This is a genomic window from Mycobacterium sp. (genome assembly GCF_050700595.1).
Taxonomy (GTDB): Bacteria; Actinomycetota; Actinomycetes; order Mycobacteriales; family Mycobacteriaceae; genus Mycobacterium.
This window is the reverse complement of sequence record NZ_JBOHHI010000197.1, coordinates 19,916-39,827: the sequence shown is the minus strand read 5'-3', so window position 1 is coordinate 39,827 and position 19,912 is coordinate 19,916. Positions and strand designations below refer to the sequence as shown.

Below are 19,912 nucleotides of genomic sequence, written 5' to 3'. Positions count from 1 at the left end.
AACTGCCGAGGAGCTACTAGGTGAGCCGGTATTTCGATTTGTCCGGCCGCGCAGCGCTGGTCACTGGTGCCGCGGGAGGTATCGGCTCTGCAGTCGCCGAAGCCCTGGCTGACGCGGGTGCGGCCGTGCTTGTCACCGACCTGAACAAGGACTCCGCAGCTGCTGTAGCAGGACAGATTTCGTCGTCTGGACGACGCGCCGAGTCTGCTGCGCTGGATGTCTCGGACCGCGAGTCCGCGGACGCCGCGGTCGCCCAAGCGGCTGCACTTGCCGATGGCAAGCTACACATTCTGGTGAACAACGCGGGCGTGACGCAACCCGCGATGTTCGACAAGACCACCCAGGATTCGTTCCGGTTGTTGTTCGACATCCACGTGATGGGCGCTTTCAACTGCACACAGGCCGCGATGCCGTACATTCCCACCGACGGTACTGGGCGCGTCATCAACGTGACGTCGGCGGCGGGCTTGACCGGCACCCTCGGTCAGGTCAACTACTCCGCTGCCAAGGCGGGGATCATCGGTTTGACAAAGTCCTGTGCCCGCGAGTTCGCCACGAAGAACATCCTCGTCAATGCGCTGGCGCCGCTGGCCGCGACCCCGATGACCGAAACCATCCGGACCAACGAGAAGTTTGCGGCCAACATGATGAACCGCATCCCGCTGCGGCGGTGGGCCGAGCCGGAAGAGATCGCCGGCGCATTCGTGTTTCTCGCCTCCGATGCGGCCTCTTACATCACCGGGCAGGTGCTGCCGGTGGACGGCGGCATGGTGATCTGATGGCCGGCTCGGCGGCGCCGCTGGCGGGAATCACCGTGGTGGCTTTGGAACAGGCGGTCTCGGCCCCGATGTGCACCCGGGTGCTCGCCGATTTCGGGGCCCGGGTCATCAAGGTGGAAAACCCCATGGGCGGCGACTTCGCCCGTCACTACGACGACGTCGTCAACGGACTCGCCGCGCATTTCGTGTGGGCCAACCGGGGCAAAGAGTCGGTCACGGTGGACGTGAAATCCACTGCGGGGCTTCATATCCTGCACCGGCTGCTCGACCGCGCCGACGCGTTGGTGTCCAACCTCGCCCCGGGATCAACCGGGCGGCTGGGCATCATGCCCGACGACCTGGCGGTACGCCACCCGGACCTGATCGCCGTCGAGATCGACGGCTACGGGGCCGGTGGCCCCTTGTCGCACAAACGCGCCTACGACCTGCTCGCCCAGGCCGAAGCCGGGGCGTGCGCGGTCACCGGGGCGCTCGGCGCCCCGGCCAAATCCGGACCGCCGGTGGCCGATATCAGCACCGGGCTGTACTCGGCGCTGTCGATTCTCGCGTTGCTGCACTCGCGAGACTGTGGGCGTGTCGCAGGAAAATCGGTCACCGTGAGCCTGTTCGACACCATGACCGATCTGATGGGCTACCCGCTGACCTACACCCAGCACTCCGGTATCGACCAGCAGCCGCTGGGCATGAGCTCGCCGGCGGTGGCGCCCTACGGCGCCTACCGCACCGCCGATCGGCAGACCGTGGTGCTGGGCACCACCAATGACCGGGAATGGCAACGGCTTTCCCGGGGCATTCTGCAACGCGACGACCTGGCCGACGACCAGCGGTTCGCTTCCAACGCCGGCCGGGTCGCGCACCGTGACATCCTCGACGAGGCCATCGGGGCCTGGTGCGCGGCTCACGACCTCGAACACGTGCAGAAAACCGCGGATGCCGCCGGGATCGGCAACGCCCGCTACAACCTGCCCAGCGAGGTGCTGGAGCACCCACAGCTGACTGCCCGCGATCGGTGGGCTCAGGTCGACACGCCCGCGGGCCCGATCCGGGCCTTGCTGCCGCCGCCCGTCATCGCCGGTTACCGCCCCCCGATGGGCGCGGTGCCCGGGCTCGGCGAGCACACCGACTCGGTACTGGCCGAGCTCGGCATCGCCGACGACGAGATCACCGCGTTGCGTGAGCAAGGCGCGATCGGACCGGCCTACCGCTGACGTCCGATGAACCCGTGTGCTTCGGAAGCCTAGGCCGCGTTCGCCGAGCGCCGGGAGCCGTCGTTTACTGGTCGATGGGCAGTATCGAGATCGGAGCAAAGGAATGCGTGAAACAGTCATCGTCGACGCGGTGCGCACCCCGGTCGGCAAGCGCAACGGCGGGCTATCGACCATGCACGCCGCTGACCTGTCCGCGATCGTTCTCAACGAATTGATCCAACGCACCGGCATCGACCCGGGGATCATCGACGACGTCGTCTGGGGTTGCGTGTCGCAGGTCGGGGATCAATCCAGCAACATCGGTCGCTACGCGGTGCTGGCCGCCGGCTGGCCGGAGAGCATCCCGGGCACCACGATCAACCGGGCGTGCGGTTCCAGCCAGCAGGCGCTCGACTTCGCGGTGCAGGCGGTGATGTCCGGCCAGCAGGACGTCGTGGTGGCCGGCGGTGTCGAGGTGATGAGCCGGGTGCCGCTGGGCGCGGCTCGGACCCTGGGGATGCCTTACGGGCCCAAAGTCCTTGCCCGCTATAACGATTTCTCCTTCAATCAGGGACTTTCCGCCGAGATGATCGCCAAGAAATGGGGGCTTTCCCGCAGCCGACTCGACGAGTACTCGGTGCTGTCGCACCAGCGGGCCGCCGGGGCCCAGGACAGGGGCGCATTCACGGAGCAGATCGTCCCGGTGTTCGTCGACGACACCGCGGTCACCCAAGACGAGGGAGTGCGGCGGGGAAGCACCGTCGAGAAACTGGCCACACTCAAACCCGCGTTCGTCGACGACGGGGTGATCCACGCCGGTAACTCCTCGCAGATCTCCGACGGCGCGGCGGCCCTGTTGGTCACCACTGCGGCCATGGCGCTGGAGCTGGGCCTGACTCCGCTGGTGCGGTATCGGGCCGGGGCGGTAACCGGGGCGGATCCGGTGTTGATGCTCACCGGCCCCATTCCGGCCACCGAGAAGGTGCTGGCCAAGGCCGGGGTGTCGTTGGCAGAGGTGGGTGTGTTCGAGGTGAACGAGGCGTTCGCCCCGGTGCCGCTGGCGTGGCTCGCCGAGACTGACGTCGACCCGGACCGGCTCAACCCGCTGGGCGGTGCCATCGCACTCGGCCACCCACTCGGCGCTTCCGGCGCGGTGTTGATGACCCGGATGGCGCACCACATGCGGGACAACGGAATCCGTTACGGATTACAGACCATGTGTGAAGGCGGCGGTACCGCCAACGCCACACTGGTGGAACTTGTTGCTTAACAGATCAGACCGTCGCGACAACTGGGCGGGTTGAGACCCTTGTCACACGCGGCAATCCAACCTACTGTGTGTTCACCAGGTTGGTTGGACGAGGGAGTCCGGTGACACGACCGTATGACACGTTGCTGGCCAAAGGTGAGGACCGCAAACAGCGGATTCTCGAGGTCGCCAAGCGGCTGCTGACCCGTAACGGCTGGCGCAATACGACCCTGGCCCAGATCGCCGGTGAGGCCGGGGTCAGTCCCGCCGGTCTGCTGCATCACTTCGAGTCCAAGGAAAAGCTGCTGCACGCGGTGCTCGACGCCCGCGACGCCGACGACGACGCCCATGCCAACCGTGCCGGCGACCTCGTCACGGAAATTGCGCGGGTTCCCGAGCGGTTCGAGCGCACCCCCGAACTAATGGGGGCGTTCACCGTGCTGCTGGTCGAGAACATCCTTCCCGACGCTCCGCTGCACGATCGCCTGTTTACCCGGTACCGGGATGCGATCGACATCGTCGCCGCGCTCATTCGGAGCGGTCAGGCGGCCGGCCGGTACCGCGCCGATATGGACGCTGCCGTCAAGGCAATAGAAATCATTGCTTTCGTCAACGGAATGGAAACCACATGGTTGCTCGATCCCTCGATACCACTGACCGAGGTGTTCAAGGAATACGCGGAGACGCTCGCACGCGACTTCACGCCGCCGAGCACGACATGAGATACCGGCTCGACGTCGTGGCGGCGAACGTCATCGATGTGGTGAGGTTCGCCGGCGGCTGGCTGTTCGACCGGGCGATGGCCGGCTGGGACGTGACGGTCCTGGTCGCTGAGCACCCCGACGAACGCCCATTGCAGATCCTCGGCGCTTCGATCATCGACCTCGAACACGCGCTGGAGTCGGTGGGACAACGTCCGAAGCCCCAGACTCTCGCGGTCGCCGCAGACCTGGTCGGATGTGATTCACGGGTTCGGGGAGGCGTGCTGGCGGCCCTCGATCGCGGCGTCACCGAAGTTACGCTCTGGGGCGAGACCTGGCCCGCCGAGCTCGATGAGAGCGTCGGATTGGTCCACCACCGGCTGAGTGCTGCAGCCAAGGCATTCAAGGCCCAGGCGATGGCGGCGGCCTCGGTCCCGGCGACCGGCGAAATCGAGGTCGGGCCGACCGAGACATTCCGCAGCGGGGTCGTGGCGTGCCCCTCCGTCGCGGCCGACCTCATTCCGGCCAGCTAAGCGCGAGCGGCACGGCCCCGTTGACGTCGAGGCGTACCCTGTGGAAATCTAATACTCATTGTTGAGAGGAACATTCTCACTAGCCGAGATTGCGCGAACGGGAGCGGCAGATGGTGAACGACTGCACCGCGATGGATTTCTTCAAGGACAAGCGGCTAGTCGAGAATCCCTACCCGTACTTCGAAGCACTGCGACAGCAGTGTCCGGTCACCCGCGAGCCGCATCACGGGGTGACGATGGTGACCGGCTGGGACGAGGCGGTCCAGGTGGCCAACGATGCCGAGACGTTCTCGTCGTGCATCTCGGTGACCGGTCCGTTCCCCGGCTTCCCGGTACCGCTCGAGGGCGACGACGTGACGGACCTGATCGAGCAGCACCGCGCCGAACTACCGTTCAGCGACCAGTTGCCGACACTCGACCCGCCCACGCACACGAACCATCGCGCGTTGCTGATGCGGTTGATCACCCCCAAGCGCCTCAAGGAAAACGAGGACGCCATGTGGGTGCTCGCCGACCGGGTGCTCGACACGTTTCTCGCGTCGGGTGAGGGCGAATTCATCCGGGGCTTCGCCGGTCCGTTTACGCTACTGGTCATCGCCGACCTGCTCGGTGTGCCCGAGGAGGACCGGAACGACTTCGTCAACAACATCCACCGCCACACCGGCGGAGGCATCGGCAGCACTGAGGAAAAGTCGTTGGCGCACAGCCCGTTGGAGTTTCTCTACGGGACCTTCTCCGACTACATCGAAGACCGCCGCCGCGCGCCGCACGATGACGTGCTGACCGGCCTGGCGACCGCGACGTTCCCCGACGGGTCCGTCCCCGATGTGACCGACGTGGCGCGGGTGGCCACCAACGTGTTCTCCGCGGGCCAGGAGACCACCGTGCGCCTGCTCGGTGCCGCGCTTCAGGTACTCGGTGAGAGCCCGGATATCCAGCAGCAGTTGCGCAATGACCGCAGCCTGGTCCCGAACTTCATCGAAGAGGCACTGCGGATCGAGAGTCCGGTCAAGGGCGACTTTCGGCTCTCCCGGGTTCCGGTCACCTTAGGCGGAGTCGAAATCCCTGCCGGCACAACGGTGATGGTGGTCAACGGTGCTGCCAACCGGGATCCGCGCAGGTTCGAGAACCCGGATACCTTTGACCCGACCCGCAAGAACGCGCGACAACACATCGCATTCGGCCGGGGGATTCATAGCTGTCCCGGCGCGCCGCTTGCCCGAGCCGAAACCCGGGTGGCGATCGAGCGCCTGCTCGATCGGACTGACGAGATCAGGATTTCGGACGCCAAGCACGGGCCGGCGGGTGAGCGTCGCTACCAATATGTCCCGACCTATATCCTGCGCGGTCTCACCGAATTGCATCTGGAATTCACGCCTTCTCCGGAGAACCCGGCATGAAAGCCAGAGTCGACGAGGATCGCTGCCGTGGCCACGGGATCTGCACCACGATCTGCCCGTCGGTCTTCGAACTCAACGAGGACGGCTATTCGACGGTGACGGTATCCGAGATTCCTGCCGAGTTCGAGGATGCGGTTCGCGACGCCGTCAAAGAGTGTCCCGAACAGGCCATCGAGGCGAGTTAACTTGGAAAACAAGGAGATACTTGGTGACCGCTAAAGGCTATGTCATCCTCACCGAGGCCATCAAAGACCCGGAGGGTATGAAGGCCTACGCTCAGGCCGCGGGAGCGGCGATGGGCGGTGTCAACATACTCGCGGTGGACACCGCACCCAAGGTGATCGAAGGCACCTGGCACGGCGACCAGACCGTCGTGCTGGAATTCGAATCGGTGGATGCGGCCCGCGCCTGGTACGAGTCCGAGGCCTACCAAAAGGCGGCGAAATTGCGACAGGCGGCCGCCGACTGCCATGCGGTGATTCTCAGCGGATTCGAAATGCCGTCGATTCCTGGCTGAGCCGTTAAAACGGCGGCGGCTCGTCGTCGTTGTCGGGTGCTGCGGGGCCGAACCGGGCTGCTTGTTGGGCAAGGCGACGGCCTTCTCGGGCTTTGTGGTTTTGCCGGCGTTCGCCGGCGATGTAGTTGGCGCGGTTCTGGGCGCGGGTACGACGTCGCTTGGGCATCATCACACCGCGATCAGCGCGGCGGTCGGTACGTGTCGGCTTGGGCGGGTCCAATTCGCCGGTCGGGGCGCAGAGGCCGGGAAACAGCAGGGCGCTGCCCGGGGTGGTGACGTAGATGTGCCCAGCTGGCGAACTCCAAATCACGGTGCCGTCGGGCAGCTGTGTATCGTGCCAGCCCCAGAAAGTCTTTATCAAATGATGAAGGCGGCAAAGGCATTTGAGATTCGATGCGTGCGTGGGGCCGTCGTCGCCGTAGGGGATTGTATGGTCAAGATCGGAAGTTACCGCCGGTCGATCGCAGCCCGGGAACCGACACGTCATATCGCGGCAGCGGACGAAATCGGCCAACGCCCGCGACGGCGTGTAGCCGGATTCTGGTGGTGCGTCGGTGGGATGAACCAGTGGGCGCAGCCGCGCCGAGCGGGCCAGCTCGGCGAGCATTTCGGCGGGGATGAGGGCATCAGCGCCGATCAACGAGCCCGGTGTTTGTCCAGTGCCGTCGATACTGTCCTGTTCCGCGACCACGTGAATCACCACCGGTCCCGGCGCCGGTGTCGCGCCGGCAGAGCAGTCTGCACGCCCGCAACGGCACGCCAACCGGTCGGCTCCGGCGGCTAACGCGCCCATGGCGTCGGCGCGGCGCTGTTTGCGGGTGCGCGGATCCTCGGCACATACCGTGTCGGCCAACGCATCTAACCGCGCGTCCACCACGTGGGCGTCGGTGGTGATCAGCCTGCCGAAGACCTCCGTCAGGCCATTGCCGCTGTCCCAGATCGAGAACTCCCGATCCGCCTGCTGTTCGCGGCGCCTGCGCACTGCGTCGCGATCGGCCCGGGCCACCACCTTGTCGACCAGGGCGGCCAGGCGGCTGCGGGTCAGCGAGGGCCAGCGCCGCACTTTGGCGGCAAGTTCGGCGTCGACAGCGGCCATCACGTCGGGATCGGTGATCAAGTCGGTGCGGTAGACGATGGTCTGAAACGTGCCATAACTGATGTCACCGGCCACCAGCAGCGCTCCCACCCGGGGCAGCTCGTTGCGCATGCTGCGGGCATACCCGACGTAGCTCGACGCCAGCGCGGGGCTGATCCGCAACGCCGCGGCCACCTCTGCGGTCACCGCGTCCCAGGTGTCGGTCGCCCAGTCCTCACAGCCCCCAGACTCACGCGCCCGCAACACATGAAGCTCGCCGATCGCCGCGAGCCGGTGGCCGGCGCCTTGGTTCTCGGCGCGCGACGCCGCGCACATGCGGTCCACCAATACCGCTGCGGCAGACGAAGAACGACCGGCTTCAGCCATGCCTTCGATGATGCCGGCACGGTCTGACACGAATGCCCCGAACCCGCGCCCGCCCGGTACGTTGTGGATAAAGCGCCAACTGTGGATAACTCCAGGCTTAGGGTCCCAGCTGATACGAAGCCCCGCCGGACCAGCCCTGCACCAGCAGGTCGAGGACGATGACGTAGTACCACGCGTGGCCGCGATCACTGATGGACGCACCGTGGCTTAGACTGCACCGTCGCAGCCTCCAGGCGGCGCCAGCGAGGCCTGCACCAATTCGTCGGAGGTTACGCAGTGGAGTCCGTAGGAAGCGACCTGCTGCGGGTCGCCCATCATCGAATACGGTATGGGGAACTGGACATAACGCCAGTGCGAACCGTCCGCGTAGGGAACGCCGTCGCAGTAGTAGCCCAGCGCAGCATAGCCCGCACCGGGGATGATGTTGATGGGTTCCGAGCCGCTACCCCCAGGGCAGTAGCCGGTTTTTACGTCTGGCATGTGAGCATCGGGATTGGCGTCGGCCACGGCGGGTGCGGCGACGACCGACACAGTCGACAACGTCGCCGCGATCACGGCGGTTGATCGTTTCATCGTTGCCGCCTTCCTTAATCACTCCCGGTCACCCTGTTTTTACACCGCATCGCGGGAGATGCCAGGGCCCGACCCCTATTCCTTGATCGACAGGGCTTGCCGCGGGCATTGACGAACCGCCTGCCGCACGTCCTCTTCGGTCTCTGGCGTGATTTCCGGCTTGAGAATCCTCAACACGTCGTCATCGCCGAGATCGAACACCTCGGGGTTGATGCCCATGCACACCCCGTTGCTTTCGCACAGACCGTAGTCGACTTCTACCCTCACCGAATCACCTTCACCGGCACATTCTGGTAGCCCGCGACGTTCTGCATGTGAACGCGTTGCAGGCCATCCCAATCCACTTCGTAGCGCGGCATGAAGTCGAGCAGCTTCTCCAGTGCGATCCTGCTTTCCATGCGGGCCAACGCCGCACCCAGGCAACTGTGAATTCCGTACCCGAGACCGAGGTGCTGTGCCTGGGTCTGGTCCCGGTCGATGTCGAACACGTCGGCGTCGGTGAAGGCATCTGGATCGCGATTCGCCGCGGCACCGCACAAGAACACCGGTTTGCCCGCGGGAATTACACCACCGCTGACGTGTGCCTCTTTGAGGGTGTAGCGGACGTTGTACTGGACCGGTCCTTCGTAGCGCAGCAGCTCTTCGACCGCACCCGGAATTTTGCTGCGGTCGTCGAGTAGCTTCTGCCACTGGTCAGGATTGCGGGCGAAAATCACCGTCGCGTTACCAGTCAGCTTGGTGACGGTTTCGGCGCCTGCGCCGCCCAAAAGTACTGCAAAGCCCGTGATTTCAATGTCGTCGAGCTTGCGCAGCTGGCCATCGTCGCCGGGAACCTCGGCGGCGATCAACCTGGTGATGAAGTCCTCCTCAGGCTTTTCGCGTCGCTGCTGCACCAGGCCGAAGTAGTACATCGCGCTGTCGATGTTGGCCTGCATGCCGGCCTCACTGACCTCGATCTGCCCTGGTTCGCGGTGCAGGCTGGTGTCGATCCAGTGCCGCACCTGTTGGCGGAATTCCTCCGGCACCCCCATCATCGTGGTGATCACCTCGACCGGGAACGGTCCGGAGAATTCCTGCACGACGTCGAAGTGCTCGGGGTCGGCCGCGCCCAGATATTTCTCGACGACTTCGACGACGGTATCCCGCTGCGATTGGATGGCCCGGGGCGTGAACGCCTTGTTGAGCAGGCTGCGCATGTGCCGGTGCTCGGGCGGGTCCATGAAGATGATCGACTTCTGCTCCATCGGCACGCCCTTGCGCACCATCGCCAAGTCGCAACCCCGCGCCGACGAGTAGGTCTCGAAATCCTTGAACGCGGCCGCCACGTCCTCGTGGCGGGTCAGCGCATAGAAGTCCTCTTGCTCGTCGTAGAAGAGCGGCGCCTCCTCACGCATCCGTCGATATACGTCGGAGGGGTTGTTGAAAAACTCCTCGGAGAACGGATCGAAGACGACCTTCGGCTTGGTCATTGGATCTCCTCGGCGGCGGGATCGGCGGCTGGAACCATTACGACGGAATGCTCGACTGTAACGGTAACGGTAAACCACTTTTCCCGCGAAGAAAACACTCACTCATCGCCTTACGGCGACCTCAATGACGCCATCGAGCACGCCGAGATCGCTGCCGAGCTCGGCGGCGATGCTCCGGAGCACAGCGACATCCTTGTCGACGAATTGGCCGGCCAGCTGGGAAAACGAGGTCACGGAGCCGCTTGCCGCGACGATCTCCAGCACCCGGCTGGTGGCGCTGCCGTGGACAAGTGCGGCCAGCAACGTCGACTCCGGGATGTCGAGGCGCGTCCCGAGGTCGACCGAACCCGACAGCAGCCCGATATGCGCCGCGAACAACGCGTTGTTGACCAGCTTGACCTTCTGGCCGGCGCCGAGCGGGCCGACGTGCAGCACCGGATCGCCATAGCAGCTCAGCACCGGCCGCACCCGCGCCACCGCATCGTCGGCGCCGCCGACGAACAGGGTCAGCTCACCGGCCGCCACATCGTGTGGTCCCCCGCTCACCGGGGCGTCCACCACGTCGATACCCGTAGCCCGGTCGGCGAGCGTCTCAACCGTGCGGGGACTTCCGGTGGTGTGCACTACAAGCGTCGAACCGCGCGCCATGCACGCGAGTAGCTCGCCTTGTAGGCAAACCTGGCGCACCTGTTCGTCGGTGAAAACGCACACCACGACGACCTCGGCCCAGCTGCTCAGCTCGGCCGTGTCGGCCACTGCCGTCGCACCCAATTGGGCGACGGCGGCCCGCTTCTCGTCGGAGCGCCCCAGCGCGGCGACGTCGTGGCCGGCCTCGACCAGACGGGCCACCATCGGGCTGCCCATCCGGCCGGCGCCGACGAATCCGATTTTCACCGCGGGTGGTCCATCAGTGCCAGGGTGGCGTCGGCCGCATCGAGCACGGCCCCGCCGGGGACCGCGGCGGCACCGGCAAGGTCGGCGATCAAGCGGGCATCCTTCTGCAGCAGCGCTCCCGCAAGGCCGGCAAGCCGGCCCAAACCGGCAATATCACCACCAAGAGCGTTGAGCGCGAAGCTGTTCCCACTGCCATGCGTGATGACCTCGGTGAGGCGGTCCGGCACGACGCCGAGAGCCTCGCCGAGAGTCAGCGCGGTAGCCGCGGTTCCCAGGTTGGCGGTGAACAGCAGGTTGTTCAGCAGCTTGGCGGTTTGCCCGGAGCCCAGATCACCGAGGTGTACGACGGGATCGGCATAGGTTTCGAACACCGGGAGGCAGCGCTCAATCACATCCGCGTCACCACCGACCATCATGAGTAGGCGACCTTCCGCCACCGCCGGAGCGCCGCCGCTGACTGGCGCGTCGATCACCGAGACGCCCTGTGCAGCAGCACCTTCAGCCAAAGCACGGCATGTACTGGGGTGTACGGTGCTGTGCACGGCGATGACGCTGCCCGGCTTGGCACCGGCCAGCAGCCCGTTCTCGCCGCCGGCCAGTTCTTCGACGTCGGGGTCGCCGACCACGCACAGGCAGATCAGGTCGCTGGCCGCGGCGAGTTCGGCCGGTGACCCGGCGACTTTGGCCGCGGTGTCGGCGAATGGCTCAAGCGATGCGGGTCTGCGCGCCCATAGCGTCGTGGGATAGCCGGCCTCGATGATCCGCCTGGCCATGGGGCCGCCCTGGCTGCCCAGCCCGATGAATCCGATATGCATCAACCGGCCTCCAAATCGCCTTGTGTAGCAACACATTCTTCGGCGAACGCGAAGACGCTCTGGTGGTACGCCGCGGCGGTGTGGCCGAGGCTGAGATTGTGGCCCGCGCCGGATTGCTCGTTGATCCTGAATTGGGGTGAGGCGGAAAACATGGCGGTGATCTCGGCCATCGCCGCAGGGTCGGACTGCCAGACCTTTTCGTGTTCGGCGACGCTGAATTGCACCGGGACTCGCACTCGGGCGGCCAGCGAAGGGAAGTCGTGGTGCGGCCAGCTGGTCACCATCGCCGCCTCGTATGGAGCGCCGGTGGCGGCATTGGTGATCCCGCCGAGCACCTCGGCCGGATACAGCTCCGTTGGGTGCCACAGCAGTTCACGCAGGCCGGGTGGCCGGTGGGTCGCGCTGGCGGCCTTCAAGACCTTGTGCGCAGCCGGGTGGTAATGCCTTCCGGTGCCGGCCATTTCGATGCCGAGTAGATCGTCGTTGTCGGCGGCCATCCGCAACGCCAGCTCGCAGCCGTTCGAATGGGCCGCCACGAACAGTCCTGCCCCGCGCGGACGCTCGCCCAGAATGCGATCGACCGCGCCGTAGGTGAGCTGCACCCGCTGCGCCGGCTCTGCCACTGCTTCCGAGTACGGCGCGGAGCTGCCATAGCCGGGTCGGTCGAGGGCGATCACGGTGAACCCGAGCGCGGCACCGGTTCGCAGCAACGACAACGACGGATGCCCCGGACAGTCGAAATACGCTGCGGTGGTGCCCCCGCCGTGCAGCGCCAGCACGACCGCACGTGGTTGCGCGGCCTCGGTCAGCAGCGCTGACATCGGTACCCCGTCGACTACGACGACTCGGGGGCGTGGCGCAGTCATCCGTCGGCCCGTAACAGCAGCACGCCACTGGGTGTCAGGCCGCCGCTGCTGACCACACCGACGCGGGCACCAGCGACCTGGCGCTCACCCGCTTCGCCACGCAGCTGGCTGACGGCTTCGTGCAGCAGACCCATGCCGTGGGTGCGTCCGTGCGAGAGCTGGCCGCCGTGGGTGTTGAGTGGCAACAGGCCATCGCGGGCAATGTTCTTACCGCCATCCAGGAATTCCCTGGCCTCGCCGATTCCGCAGAACCCCAACGCCTCGATCCAGGACAGACAGTTCATCGTGAACCCGTCGTAGAGCTCCGCGAGGTCGACGTCTTCGGGTTTCAGCGACGTGCGTGACCACAGATGCGCGGACTGGCCGAGCACCTGGGGCTCATGGGTCAATGTGCTTTGGTCCCAGTCGATCCGCTCGATGATCTGCGTCCCAACCGCCTCCACCAGCACCGGCGGTTTGGCCAGGTCGCGGGCGGCATCGACCGCGGAGACGACGACGGCGATTGCCCCGTCACAGGGCACGTCACAGTCGTAAAGCCCGAACGGTGTGGTGATCGGCCGCGCGCCCAGATAGTCCTCCATCGTCATCGGGGATCGATAGACCGCAGTCGGGTTGAGTTCGGCATTGGCGCGCTGGTTCAACGCGATCCAGCCCAGAGTCTCTTTCGTCGTGCCGTACCGGTGGAAGTGGCGCTGCGCGTTTTGCGCCAGGGTGTGCGCCGCGGAGGTAGCCCCGAACGGCATCAGCCAACTGGTGGTGCGTCCACCGGGCGGGACGATCTTGCGCCGCTTCATCAGTTCGGTGTAGGTGGCTTCCCACAGTGTCCGGAAACACAACACATGACGGGCCAGCCCGCCAGCGACCGCGAGCATCGCCGCGATCACCGAACCGCCCGGACCGAAGGTCTCGATGCCGCCGTTGTGCCACACCGGCCGGATGCCCAGCGCGGCCTCGAGCGCGGTGATCCCACCCTCGCCGAACCCGCCGAGATTGCCCCCGCCGGGATACGTTGACAGGCCGTCGATGTCGCCGAGCCTCAGTCCGGCGTCGGCGATCGCGGCCTCACACGCCTGGACCGTCAGCTCAAGCGGCGGCACCATCAATCGGCGCCCGATGTCCGACATGCCGATTCCGGTGAGGGCGACGCTGTCCTCGAACTTTTCCCGGGTGAGCATGGGACGGACGTAGTCGCCGAAGCGCTCCGGCGCAATCTCGTCCACGGGCAAATCAGCTTTGGCGCCGGCTGCCGGACGAAACAGCGGCAGCCACACGTCTTCGACGTGTTCGAAGACCACCTCGACCGGTTGACCCAACTCCAGCCGATCGGCATCGCACTCGACGATGTTCGTGGTCAGCCGGACCCGCGGATCCTCCACGATCGCCACCTGCGCCACCACGTAGGGGGCCGGCAGTCCGGGCAGGCTGAACCGGTGATTGACGGTGAATCCGGCCAGCGTCGCCCGGCCGGAGACCGCCCGCACGCCTATGTTGTGCGAGCGGCAATACCGGCACACCGGAGCGGGCGGATGGATGAGCGCCGTGCAGTCGGCGCATTCGGCCAGCCGCAGTGTGCCGTCGGCGCCCGACGTCCAGTAGAACTCATTCTCCGGAGTGACCAGTGGCAGCGGGCGTCCCGTCACCGGGTGAACCCCCACTCCGCCTCGTTCGCTTCGGTTTTGAGGTCTGCGGCCGGGTCTTCCGGGCTGCTCGACGGCGGATGGGCGTCGTCGGGTCGCCGCTCACCGATCTCCATGATGGCGTGCACCGGACAGTCCAGCAGTGCGCGGGTGACCGCTTCCTCGTCCTCCTCGGCGACGGTGCCGTCACCGATCAGCGACGCGTATCCCCAGTCGTCGAGCGAGAAGTAGCCGGGCGCGTGCTTGGCGCAGTTGCCGAAGCCGTCGCAGATGGTGCGGTCGAGACGGATCTTCATGCGCTCGCTCACGGTGGTTCCACTTCGTAGGGCCGATCGGCGCGGAACGCACCGACACGGCAAGGCTGGCACACGTTTTCGAGATGGCGGTCCACCGCGTGCGGGAATTGATCGAGCAGGCTGCCCGCAATGTTGCAGGCGGCGTCCAGGGTCGCGCAGGCGCCGCGGCCGCGCAGCATCACCGACCAGCGCCGCAGCCGGTCGAGATCCTCGCCGGTCGCCACACCGTCGCGCAGCGCGGCGCCGACCGCGGCCATCGCGGCGGTGCCGTTGAAACACGAGCCGCACTGTCCGGCGTTTTCCCGATCGAAGTACGCCAGCACCGACGCGGCGATGGCGACGGGACAGTCGTCGGTGATCACCGTGATGGCCCCGGCACCCAGCCCGCAGCCGAGTCCGCGCAGCGTGTCGTGGTCCAGGGCGGCATCGAGCACGCCACGGTTGAGCATTCCGGCGAAATAGCCGCCCATCAGCACGCCTGTGACCTGGTCGGGTGAAACGCCGTGTAGCGCAAGAAGTTCGGTGAACGGCAGGCCGTGCGGTATCTCGTAGAGAACGGGCGGCCGGCCGGCGCCGGTGATCGTCATCAGCAAGGTACCCGGGGACGTAGCCGTACCCTGTGTCCGGAACTCCGCCGCACCGTGTTGCTGTAGGTAGGCCAGATTGGCCAGCGTCTCGACATTGCTCACCAGCGTGGGCCGCCCGCCGACCCCTTGCTGGAACGGCCTGGGCGGCTTGTCGGTCGGCTTGACCGGACCGCCGTTGAGTGCCCGCACGGCCGCGGTCTCTTCGCCGGCGATGTATCCGGGATCGACCGTCCACACGTCCACCGGCACACGGAAAGCGTCGAGTTCGGCGAGCGCCGCCTCGACGCTGCGGGCAGATTCCGGGTCGGACAGATAAACGTAGGCACGGTCGGCGGCCACGATCGCCGCGGCCAACCGCAGCCCATCCAGAACCAGGTGCGGTCGGTTGCGCAGCAACCAGCGATCCTTGATCGAAGCCGGTTCTCCTTCTTCGCCGTTCGCGACAACGACGGCGCCGCCGGCGAAGCGTCCGTTGGCGCGTACGGTGCGGAGTTTCGTCGCAAGCGGGAACGCCGCGCCACCGCGGCCGAGCAGCCCGCTGCGTTCGACCTCGTCGAGCAGGTCGTCGGCCGACGCCAATGGTCGGTAGCCGCCGAGTTCCCGATATGCCCCGTAATCCTCGCGACCCGGGTGTTCGCGCAGCAACCGCGGGGTGCAGCCCGGCCGGGCGGCGACGGTTAAGCTTGCGCATGTGCGAACAGCGGTGGTGCGGGTCGGTGTCGACCCGTCGGGTGCGCTGACACCGGCGGAGTTAGACCAGGGCATGAGCACGCTCCGTGGACTCGGCGAGGCGGCCGGCGCCGAGATAGTGCACATCGACCTCGCGGCGATGCCGGTTGGCCGCCGCGAGGTGGAGCTGCTGATCGCCGGCAACGACGCCGACACTCTCAAGCAGGCCGCAGTAGAGTTGTGCGCGAAGGCTTTCCGCACCGTTCCGGTAGCCGGAGTGGTCACCTACGTCAGCAGGGGAACCGACGACGACGCCCACGGCGTGCTGTCCGGGTTCGGCCTCACCGGCGAGATCAGGCGAGTGCCCGGCGACGACGGGTTCGACGTCGTCTACGTGACTCTGCGGCAGAGCGATCTGGAGCGTATCCCGGAAAGTCGGATCCACACCGCCCTGGAGGCGTCGCTCAACTGCGAGGTTCACATCCTCACCAGGTAAAGACATCACGACCCCAGGAATTCCAGAATCGCGGGCGCGGCCTGCACCCAGGTGTCGAACATGTTGAAGCGATCCACCTTGCCGGCTGCGCGCTCCTCGGCCGCACGTTCCCACGCATCCTCCGGCCACGGCGGATCGATCAGCACCGATCCCTTGATCAGGCAGCTGACCTCCAGCGATGTCCGCTTGGGATGATCCCAGTCGTTCTCGCCGCCACGGATGATCAGCGTGGGGACCGTGATGCGGTTGAACATTTCGTCGTCGACGCCGGGGATGGTCTGCCCCGGCTTGGAAACGAACGCGCCCAGCCAGCGCAGCATCACCTTGAGGAACTCGTCGCGGTCGAAATCGAGGAATCGCTGTTTGTTGTCCGGGTTCTCCTCGATCCGCTCACGCCACTCGGGCACCTTCATCACCGCATGCATTCCGGTTCCGCGAGCCGCGAGAATGTTGGGCACAACGTAATAGGAACCCAGGACGAATGTGCCGTAGATACCGCCGACGATGTTCCACACCACCAGCTTGGTGACCAGCTCGGGATAGAGCATCGTGGTCAGCGTCGAATCCCGTGCGCCGCCCGAGCCGCCGGCAATGATGCAAGGTCCCAGGTCGAGTTTGGTCAGTAGGCCGTGCAGCGTCTCGGCCCGCATATGCGATTCGCTTTGCCCGTAAAACTGCACATCCGATGCTCCGCAGTTCGGCCGGTCCCACAACAGCACCCGATACCCGCCGTCGACCAGTGCCTCGGCCAGCGGTCGAAGGCCGGGAATCTCCTTGCTGAACCGGCCGCCGGGCGTCAGCACGATGAGATCGCCTGAGCTGCCAAGGATTTCGTAGACGACGTTACCGCCATTCACCTCGATCGAAGACACGACTCTTCTCCTCCAGCGTCAGGCCTGCACCAGCACGTCGTTACCGACGACACGGACCGGGTAGGTGCGAATACTCCATTCCGGCTTGACGGTGGTCGTTCCGGTTGCAAGCTCGAAACCCCATTGATGCCAAGGGCAGTAGATGTATTCCAGCTCGCGCACCATAATCGCGTCACCGGCGACACTTTCGTCGACGATGGTGCGACCGCGTTGGCGTCCTGAACACAGCGGACCGCCTTGATGCGGGCAATAGTTCGCGATCGCGTAGAACGTACCGTTGACGTTGTAAACACCGACGCCGTGCCGACCGATCGGCACCAATTTGTGGGTGCCTGGCGGAATCTCGTCCACCGTCGCGACAACATGTTCGCGACCCTGGGCCAGCCGGGGCCGCTTGACTTCTTGGGGCACTCAGAACACCCGTACTTGGCCCTCGAGCACCGGAACCGTCTCCGGGAGGTGATAGGTCGCGATACCGTTTTTGAACATGACCGCTTCGCGGGCCGCTTTGGGTAGGTGCTTGACCAGCCACCGCGGATCGTCGAACGTCCAGTGTGGATAATCCGAGGAGTACAGCAGGATTTTGTCGCACTCCATCCATTCCAGCGCACGGGTCAACTCCGTCTTGTCCTCCGGGTAGTCCAGCGGCTGGGTAGTGAACTTGATGTGCTCCTTGAGGATTTCCGACGGCTTGCGTTTGATGTCCATCCGCGACTTGCGGGCTTCGTAGATCGCGTCCATCCGCCACATCAGCGGCAGCACCCAGCTGAAAGCGTGCTCGACGAAGACGATCCGCAGGGTGGGGAAGCGGTCGAAGACGCCGTCGAAGATCAGGCTCATCACCTGGTTGGCGGCCAACAACGAGTAGGTCACCATGAAATCGTGGTTGTAGCTGGGGAATCCGACCGGCGGCATCGGCAGCATCTCGTAATTGCTGCGGGACAGGTGGCAGCTGACCACGATGTCGTGCTTGGTGGCGGCTTCCCATATCGGGTCGTACATCGGGTGGCCCCACGACGGGCGCGGCTCGGCCTTGAGCAGGATCTGCCCCATGTACGGGTGGCCGGCCCATCGCTCGATCTCGCGGGCAGCCCCCTGCGGGTCCTCGATCGCGATACAGATCGACCCGCGCCACCGCTCGTGCCAGTTGTTGTGGCTGTCCAGCCAGTGGTTGTCCTGCCAGTCGTTGAGGGCCGACGACATCGCCTGGTGGGCGTCGGGCAGCCGAGGTGTCCGACCGCCCGGTTCCAGAATCGCGATGTCCGAACCCGCCTCCATGATCAGTTGCCGAAACGCCATATCCGGGTCGCTGCCGGGGAACTCGCCGTCGGGCGGGAAGGTATCCACCCGCATCGCGTAGGAGTGCGCGTAGTCCGGAGCGTCGTAGTAGATGAGCTCGCCGACCTTGTGGTCTCCGAAGAACTTGCTGCGCCACGGCTCCGGGATGTATTGGATCAGTTCGCCGCGCTTGGGCACCGGATGGACGTCGGAGTCGACGCACCGGACCGCGATCCGCTCGGCGGCGGGAACCCGTTCTTGAGTCTGTGTCACTGTCATCGTGACCTCCCTAATATCTACTGTGCGGCCAACTGGGCCGGAATGTCTATGCCGTAGAGCTTTGCGGCGTTGCGCCAGCACAGCTTGTCGCGCTGTTCGGCGGTGTAGGCGTTCGGCACCGTCAGCGTGTTCATGTGCCAGTGCGGATAGCTGGACCCGAACATCACCTTGTCGTCCTTGCCGGTGAAGCCGAACCACTCCCCGGCGATCTCGGCGTCACCGGGGCCGTCGAAGCTGCCCTGGACGAAGTAGACGTGTCCGGGCAGATAGTCGCTGGGTATTCGCGGCGCCCACGGTGTCTGTTCCAGATGCGGCCGCCCGAAGGTGTCCATCCGCCAGATGAACGGCGTCAGAAAGTCCGCACAACCGTCGGCCCAGACGAACTTCAGCGTGGGAAACCGCTCGAACACACCCTCGGCGATCATGTTCATCAGGTGATACAGGTAGTTCAGCGACATGAAACTGAAGTATTGCTCGTAGGTGCGGGTGTGCCCCGACGGCGTCGGTGGAAACGCGATGCCCTCACCGCTTTCGATGTGCACCGCCACCGGAAGATTCGCCTCGGCGGCCGCCTCCCACAACGGCCAGAACTGTGGCTTGCCATAGAGTTCGCGCGATTGCAGCGGGATACCGATCTGCACCACCTGCGGGTGGTCCTTGTACTTGGCGAGCTCACGCAAGGCGCCGGCAATGTCGTCGGGGTTGAGTCGGATCGTGCCCCGGAACCGATCAGCGAACTGGCCGGCCTGGAGCCAGCGCGACACCATCATCTCGTTGTGCGCCGCGCAGAGCGCGCTGCCCAGGTGCCGGTCGGGCATGATGCCGCGGCCCATCGGGTGCAGGACCGCGACATCGATGCCGCGCTCGTTGAACAGGTGGTTGCCGACGAAATCGGGATCCGAGCCCGGGTAGCCGCGCTCGGGCCCGCGGGTGTCGCGGGCGTACTCGCCGCCCGGCGCCCCGTACCAGTCCATCTCGTAGTCGGGGAAGCCTCGGCTCTTGAACGGCTCGCGAAGAAAGTCGCGCAGGTCGGTCGTCGACGCGAAGAAGATGTGCACGCTCGCGTCGATGACTGGCGTACGGGTTCCGTCCGGGTGTTCGATCACCTAAACCACCCTCCGCGGCCCCGACAGCTGTGCCGGGCCTGCTGGCCATACGCTAGGTAATCTAACATTCGACTTTACCGCCATTCAACGGGTTTCCCGTAAGCATTTCGATTAATCGCACCACGCTTGCCCGGGAGCCCATGTGAGCAAAATTCTTGCAATCCGAGAATAGCATTCTGACACTCCCTCTGGCACCGTGGACCATGTCACGCAGTCCTCCTCGTGGCAACCGCGCGGGTCGGTAGCC

Annotated in this window: 23 protein-coding genes; 9 read left to right on the top strand and 14 right to left on the bottom strand. The window is 65.5% G+C overall.

Going from position 1 to position 19,912, the window contains the following annotated elements:
• The first annotated feature begins 20 nt into the window (after positions 1 to 20).
• From ACRDTL_RS18460 to ACRDTL_RS18425, 8 genes are all read left to right on the top strand, one after another.
• Positions 21 to 779 carry an SDR family NAD(P)-dependent oxidoreductase gene (locus tag ACRDTL_RS18460; protein WP_431508139.1) on the top strand — a complete coding sequence of 253 codons (759 nt, stop codon included), beginning with the start codon at positions 21 to 23 and terminating at the stop codon, positions 777 to 779.
• Positions 779 to 1,987 (top strand): CaiB/BaiF CoA transferase family protein, encoded by a 1,209-nt coding sequence (locus ACRDTL_RS18455; RefSeq protein ID WP_431508138.1) that lies wholly within the window; start codon positions 779 to 781, stop codon positions 1,985 to 1,987. The genes ACRDTL_RS18460 and ACRDTL_RS18455 overlap by 1 nt, the downstream gene beginning before the upstream one ends.
• Before the next feature lie 103 nt (positions 1,988 to 2,090).
• Entirely contained in the window at positions 2,091 to 3,236 is a 1,146-nt protein-coding gene (locus tag ACRDTL_RS18450; RefSeq protein WP_431508137.1) for a thiolase family protein, read from the top strand.
• Positions 3,237 to 3,337: 101 nt separating this feature from the next.
• Positions 3,338 to 3,937, top strand: a complete 600-nt coding sequence (locus tag ACRDTL_RS18445; protein ID WP_431508136.1) for a TetR/AcrR family transcriptional regulator — start codon at positions 3,338 to 3,340, stop codon at positions 3,935 to 3,937.
• Positions 3,934 to 4,449, top strand: a complete 516-nt coding sequence (locus tag ACRDTL_RS18440) for a hypothetical protein (RefSeq protein ID WP_431508135.1) — start codon at positions 3,934 to 3,936, stop codon at positions 4,447 to 4,449. Before ACRDTL_RS18445 ends, ACRDTL_RS18440 begins: the two co-directional genes overlap by 4 nt.
• Positions 4,450 to 4,559: 110 nt before the next feature.
• Complete coding sequence (locus tag ACRDTL_RS18435) at positions 4,560 to 5,849, top strand: cytochrome P450 (RefSeq protein WP_431508134.1); 1,290 nt, start codon at positions 4,560 to 4,562, stop codon at positions 5,847 to 5,849.
• Complete coding sequence (locus ACRDTL_RS18430) at positions 5,846 to 6,034, top strand: ferredoxin (RefSeq protein WP_431508133.1); 189 nt, start codon at positions 5,846 to 5,848, stop codon at positions 6,032 to 6,034. The genes ACRDTL_RS18435 and ACRDTL_RS18430 overlap by 4 nt, the downstream gene beginning before the upstream one ends.
• A gap of 20 nt (positions 6,035 to 6,054) precedes the next feature.
• Positions 6,055 to 6,366: a DUF1330 domain-containing protein gene (locus ACRDTL_RS18425; protein ID WP_431508132.1), complete on the top strand. Its 312-nt coding sequence runs from the start codon at positions 6,055 to 6,057 to the stop codon at positions 6,364 to 6,366.
• A 4-nt stretch (positions 6,367 to 6,370) separates the two neighbouring features.
• Here ACRDTL_RS18425 and ACRDTL_RS18420 read toward each other — a convergent pair whose 3' ends face one another.
• From ACRDTL_RS18420 to ACRDTL_RS18375, 10 genes are all read right to left on the bottom strand, one after another.
• Positions 6,371 to 7,828, bottom strand: a complete 1,458-nt coding sequence (locus ACRDTL_RS18420) for an HNH endonuclease signature motif containing protein (protein WP_431508131.1) — start codon at positions 7,826 to 7,828, stop codon at positions 6,371 to 6,373.
• Positions 7,829 to 8,035: 207 nt separating this feature from the next.
• A complete protein-coding gene (locus ACRDTL_RS18415) occupies positions 8,036 to 8,401 on the bottom strand; it encodes a hypothetical protein (protein ID WP_431508130.1) in 366 nt (121 codons plus the stop codon).
• 75 nt (positions 8,402 to 8,476) lie between these two features.
• Positions 8,477 to 8,668 carry a ferredoxin gene (locus ACRDTL_RS18410; RefSeq protein ID WP_431508129.1) on the bottom strand — a complete coding sequence of 64 codons (192 nt, stop codon included), beginning with the start codon at positions 8,666 to 8,668 and terminating at the stop codon, positions 8,477 to 8,479.
• The gene (locus tag ACRDTL_RS18405; RefSeq protein WP_431508128.1) at positions 8,665 to 9,870 is read right to left on the bottom strand and encodes a cytochrome P450; all 1,206 of its coding nucleotides are present in this window, start codon (positions 9,868 to 9,870) and stop codon (positions 8,665 to 8,667) included. The genes ACRDTL_RS18410 and ACRDTL_RS18405 overlap by 4 nt, the downstream gene beginning before the upstream one ends.
• A gap of 102 nt (positions 9,871 to 9,972) precedes the next feature.
• A complete protein-coding gene (locus ACRDTL_RS18400; protein ID WP_431508127.1) occupies positions 9,973 to 10,764 on the bottom strand; it encodes an NAD(P)-dependent oxidoreductase in 792 nt (263 codons plus the stop codon).
• A complete protein-coding gene (locus tag ACRDTL_RS18395) occupies positions 10,761 to 11,579 on the bottom strand; it encodes an NAD(P)-dependent oxidoreductase (protein ID WP_431508126.1) in 819 nt (272 codons plus the stop codon). Before ACRDTL_RS18395 ends, ACRDTL_RS18400 begins: the two co-directional genes overlap by 4 nt.
• The gene (locus ACRDTL_RS18390) at positions 11,579 to 12,445 is read right to left on the bottom strand and encodes an alpha/beta hydrolase (protein ID WP_431508125.1); all 867 of its coding nucleotides are present in this window, start codon (positions 12,443 to 12,445) and stop codon (positions 11,579 to 11,581) included. Before ACRDTL_RS18390 ends, ACRDTL_RS18395 begins: the two co-directional genes overlap by 1 nt.
• A complete protein-coding gene (locus tag ACRDTL_RS18385) occupies positions 12,442 to 14,085 on the bottom strand; it encodes a thiolase C-terminal domain-containing protein (RefSeq protein ID WP_431508124.1) in 1,644 nt (547 codons plus the stop codon). The genes ACRDTL_RS18390 and ACRDTL_RS18385 overlap by 4 nt, the downstream gene beginning before the upstream one ends.
• Positions 14,082 to 14,378 (bottom strand): ferredoxin, encoded by a 297-nt coding sequence (locus ACRDTL_RS18380; RefSeq protein WP_431508142.1) that lies wholly within the window; start codon positions 14,376 to 14,378, stop codon positions 14,082 to 14,084. Before ACRDTL_RS18380 ends, ACRDTL_RS18385 begins: the two co-directional genes overlap by 4 nt.
• Before the next feature lie 8 nt (positions 14,379 to 14,386).
• A complete protein-coding gene (locus tag ACRDTL_RS18375) occupies positions 14,387 to 15,730 on the bottom strand; it encodes an NADH-ubiquinone oxidoreductase-F iron-sulfur binding region domain-containing protein (protein ID WP_431508123.1) in 1,344 nt (447 codons plus the stop codon).
• Here ACRDTL_RS18375 and ACRDTL_RS18370 point away from each other — a divergent pair.
• Positions 15,657 to 16,130, top strand: coding sequence for a hypothetical protein (locus ACRDTL_RS18370; protein WP_431508122.1), 474 nt, complete (start codon positions 15,657 to 15,659; stop codon positions 16,128 to 16,130). The two genes, ACRDTL_RS18375 and ACRDTL_RS18370, sit on opposite strands and share 74 nt — an antisense overlap.
• Positions 16,131 to 16,135: 5 nt before the next feature.
• Here ACRDTL_RS18370 and ACRDTL_RS18365 read toward each other — a convergent pair whose 3' ends face one another.
• The 4 genes from ACRDTL_RS18365 to ACRDTL_RS18350 are packed head-to-tail and all read right to left on the bottom strand — an operon-like array spanning position 16,136 to position 19,665.
• Complete coding sequence (locus ACRDTL_RS18365; protein WP_431508121.1) at positions 16,136 to 17,002, bottom strand: alpha/beta fold hydrolase; 867 nt, start codon at positions 17,000 to 17,002, stop codon at positions 16,136 to 16,138.
• An 18-nt stretch (positions 17,003 to 17,020) separates the two neighbouring features.
• Entirely contained in the window at positions 17,021 to 17,413 is a 393-nt protein-coding gene (locus ACRDTL_RS18360; RefSeq protein ID WP_431508120.1) for a Rieske (2Fe-2S) protein, read from the bottom strand.
• Positions 17,414 to 18,559 (bottom strand): amidohydrolase family protein, encoded by a 1,146-nt coding sequence (locus ACRDTL_RS18355; protein ID WP_431508119.1) that lies wholly within the window; start codon positions 18,557 to 18,559, stop codon positions 17,414 to 17,416.
• Positions 18,560 to 18,576: 17 nt separating this feature from the next.
• Positions 18,577 to 19,665: an amidohydrolase family protein gene (locus tag ACRDTL_RS18350; RefSeq protein WP_431508118.1), complete on the bottom strand. Its 1,089-nt coding sequence runs from the start codon at positions 19,663 to 19,665 to the stop codon at positions 18,577 to 18,579.
• Positions 19,666 to 19,912: the final 247 nt, after the last annotated feature.

What these genes read in the sequence shown, in the direction of transcription:
- ACRDTL_RS18405 (WP_431508128.1), bottom strand. Translation starts at nt 9,870, where the DNA reads ATGACCAAGCCGAAGGTCGTCTTCGATCCGTTCTCCGAGGAGTTTTTC.
- ACRDTL_RS18375 (WP_431508123.1), bottom strand. Translation starts at nt 15,730, where the DNA reads ATGCCCTGGTCTAACTCCGCCGGTGTCAGCGCACCCGACGGGTCGACA.
- ACRDTL_RS18430 (WP_431508133.1), top strand. Translation starts at nt 5,846, where the DNA reads ATGAAAGCCAGAGTCGACGAGGATCGCTGCCGTGGCCACGGGATCTGC.
- ACRDTL_RS18435 (WP_431508134.1), top strand. Translation starts at nt 4,560, where the DNA reads ATGGTGAACGACTGCACCGCGATGGATTTCTTCAAGGACAAGCGGCTA.
- ACRDTL_RS18455 (WP_431508138.1), top strand. Translation starts at nt 779, where the DNA reads ATGGCCGGCTCGGCGGCGCCGCTGGCGGGAATCACCGTGGTGGCTTTG.
- ACRDTL_RS18395 (WP_431508126.1), bottom strand. Translation starts at nt 11,579, where the DNA reads ATGCATATCGGATTCATCGGGCTGGGCAGCCAGGGCGGCCCCATGGCC.
- ACRDTL_RS18450 (WP_431508137.1), top strand. Translation starts at nt 2,091, where the DNA reads ATGCGTGAAACAGTCATCGTCGACGCGGTGCGCACCCCGGTCGGCAAG.
- ACRDTL_RS18415 (WP_431508130.1), bottom strand. Translation starts at nt 8,401, where the DNA reads ATGAAACGATCAACCGCCGTGATCGCGGCGACGTTGTCGACTGTGTCG.
- ACRDTL_RS18420 (WP_431508131.1), bottom strand. Translation starts at nt 7,828, where the DNA reads ATGGCTGAAGCCGGTCGTTCTTCGTCTGCCGCAGCGGTATTGGTGGAC.
- ACRDTL_RS18380 (WP_431508142.1), bottom strand. Translation starts at nt 14,378, where the DNA reads ATGAAGATCCGTCTCGACCGCACCATCTGCGACGGCTTCGGCAACTGC.
- ACRDTL_RS18355 (WP_431508119.1), bottom strand. Translation starts at nt 18,559, where the DNA reads ATGACAGTGACACAGACTCAAGAACGGGTTCCCGCCGCCGAGCGGATC.
- ACRDTL_RS18440 (WP_431508135.1), top strand. Translation starts at nt 3,934, where the DNA reads ATGAGATACCGGCTCGACGTCGTGGCGGCGAACGTCATCGATGTGGTG.
- ACRDTL_RS18390 (WP_431508125.1), bottom strand. Translation starts at nt 12,445, where the DNA reads ATGACTGCGCCACGCCCCCGAGTCGTCGTAGTCGACGGGGTACCGATG.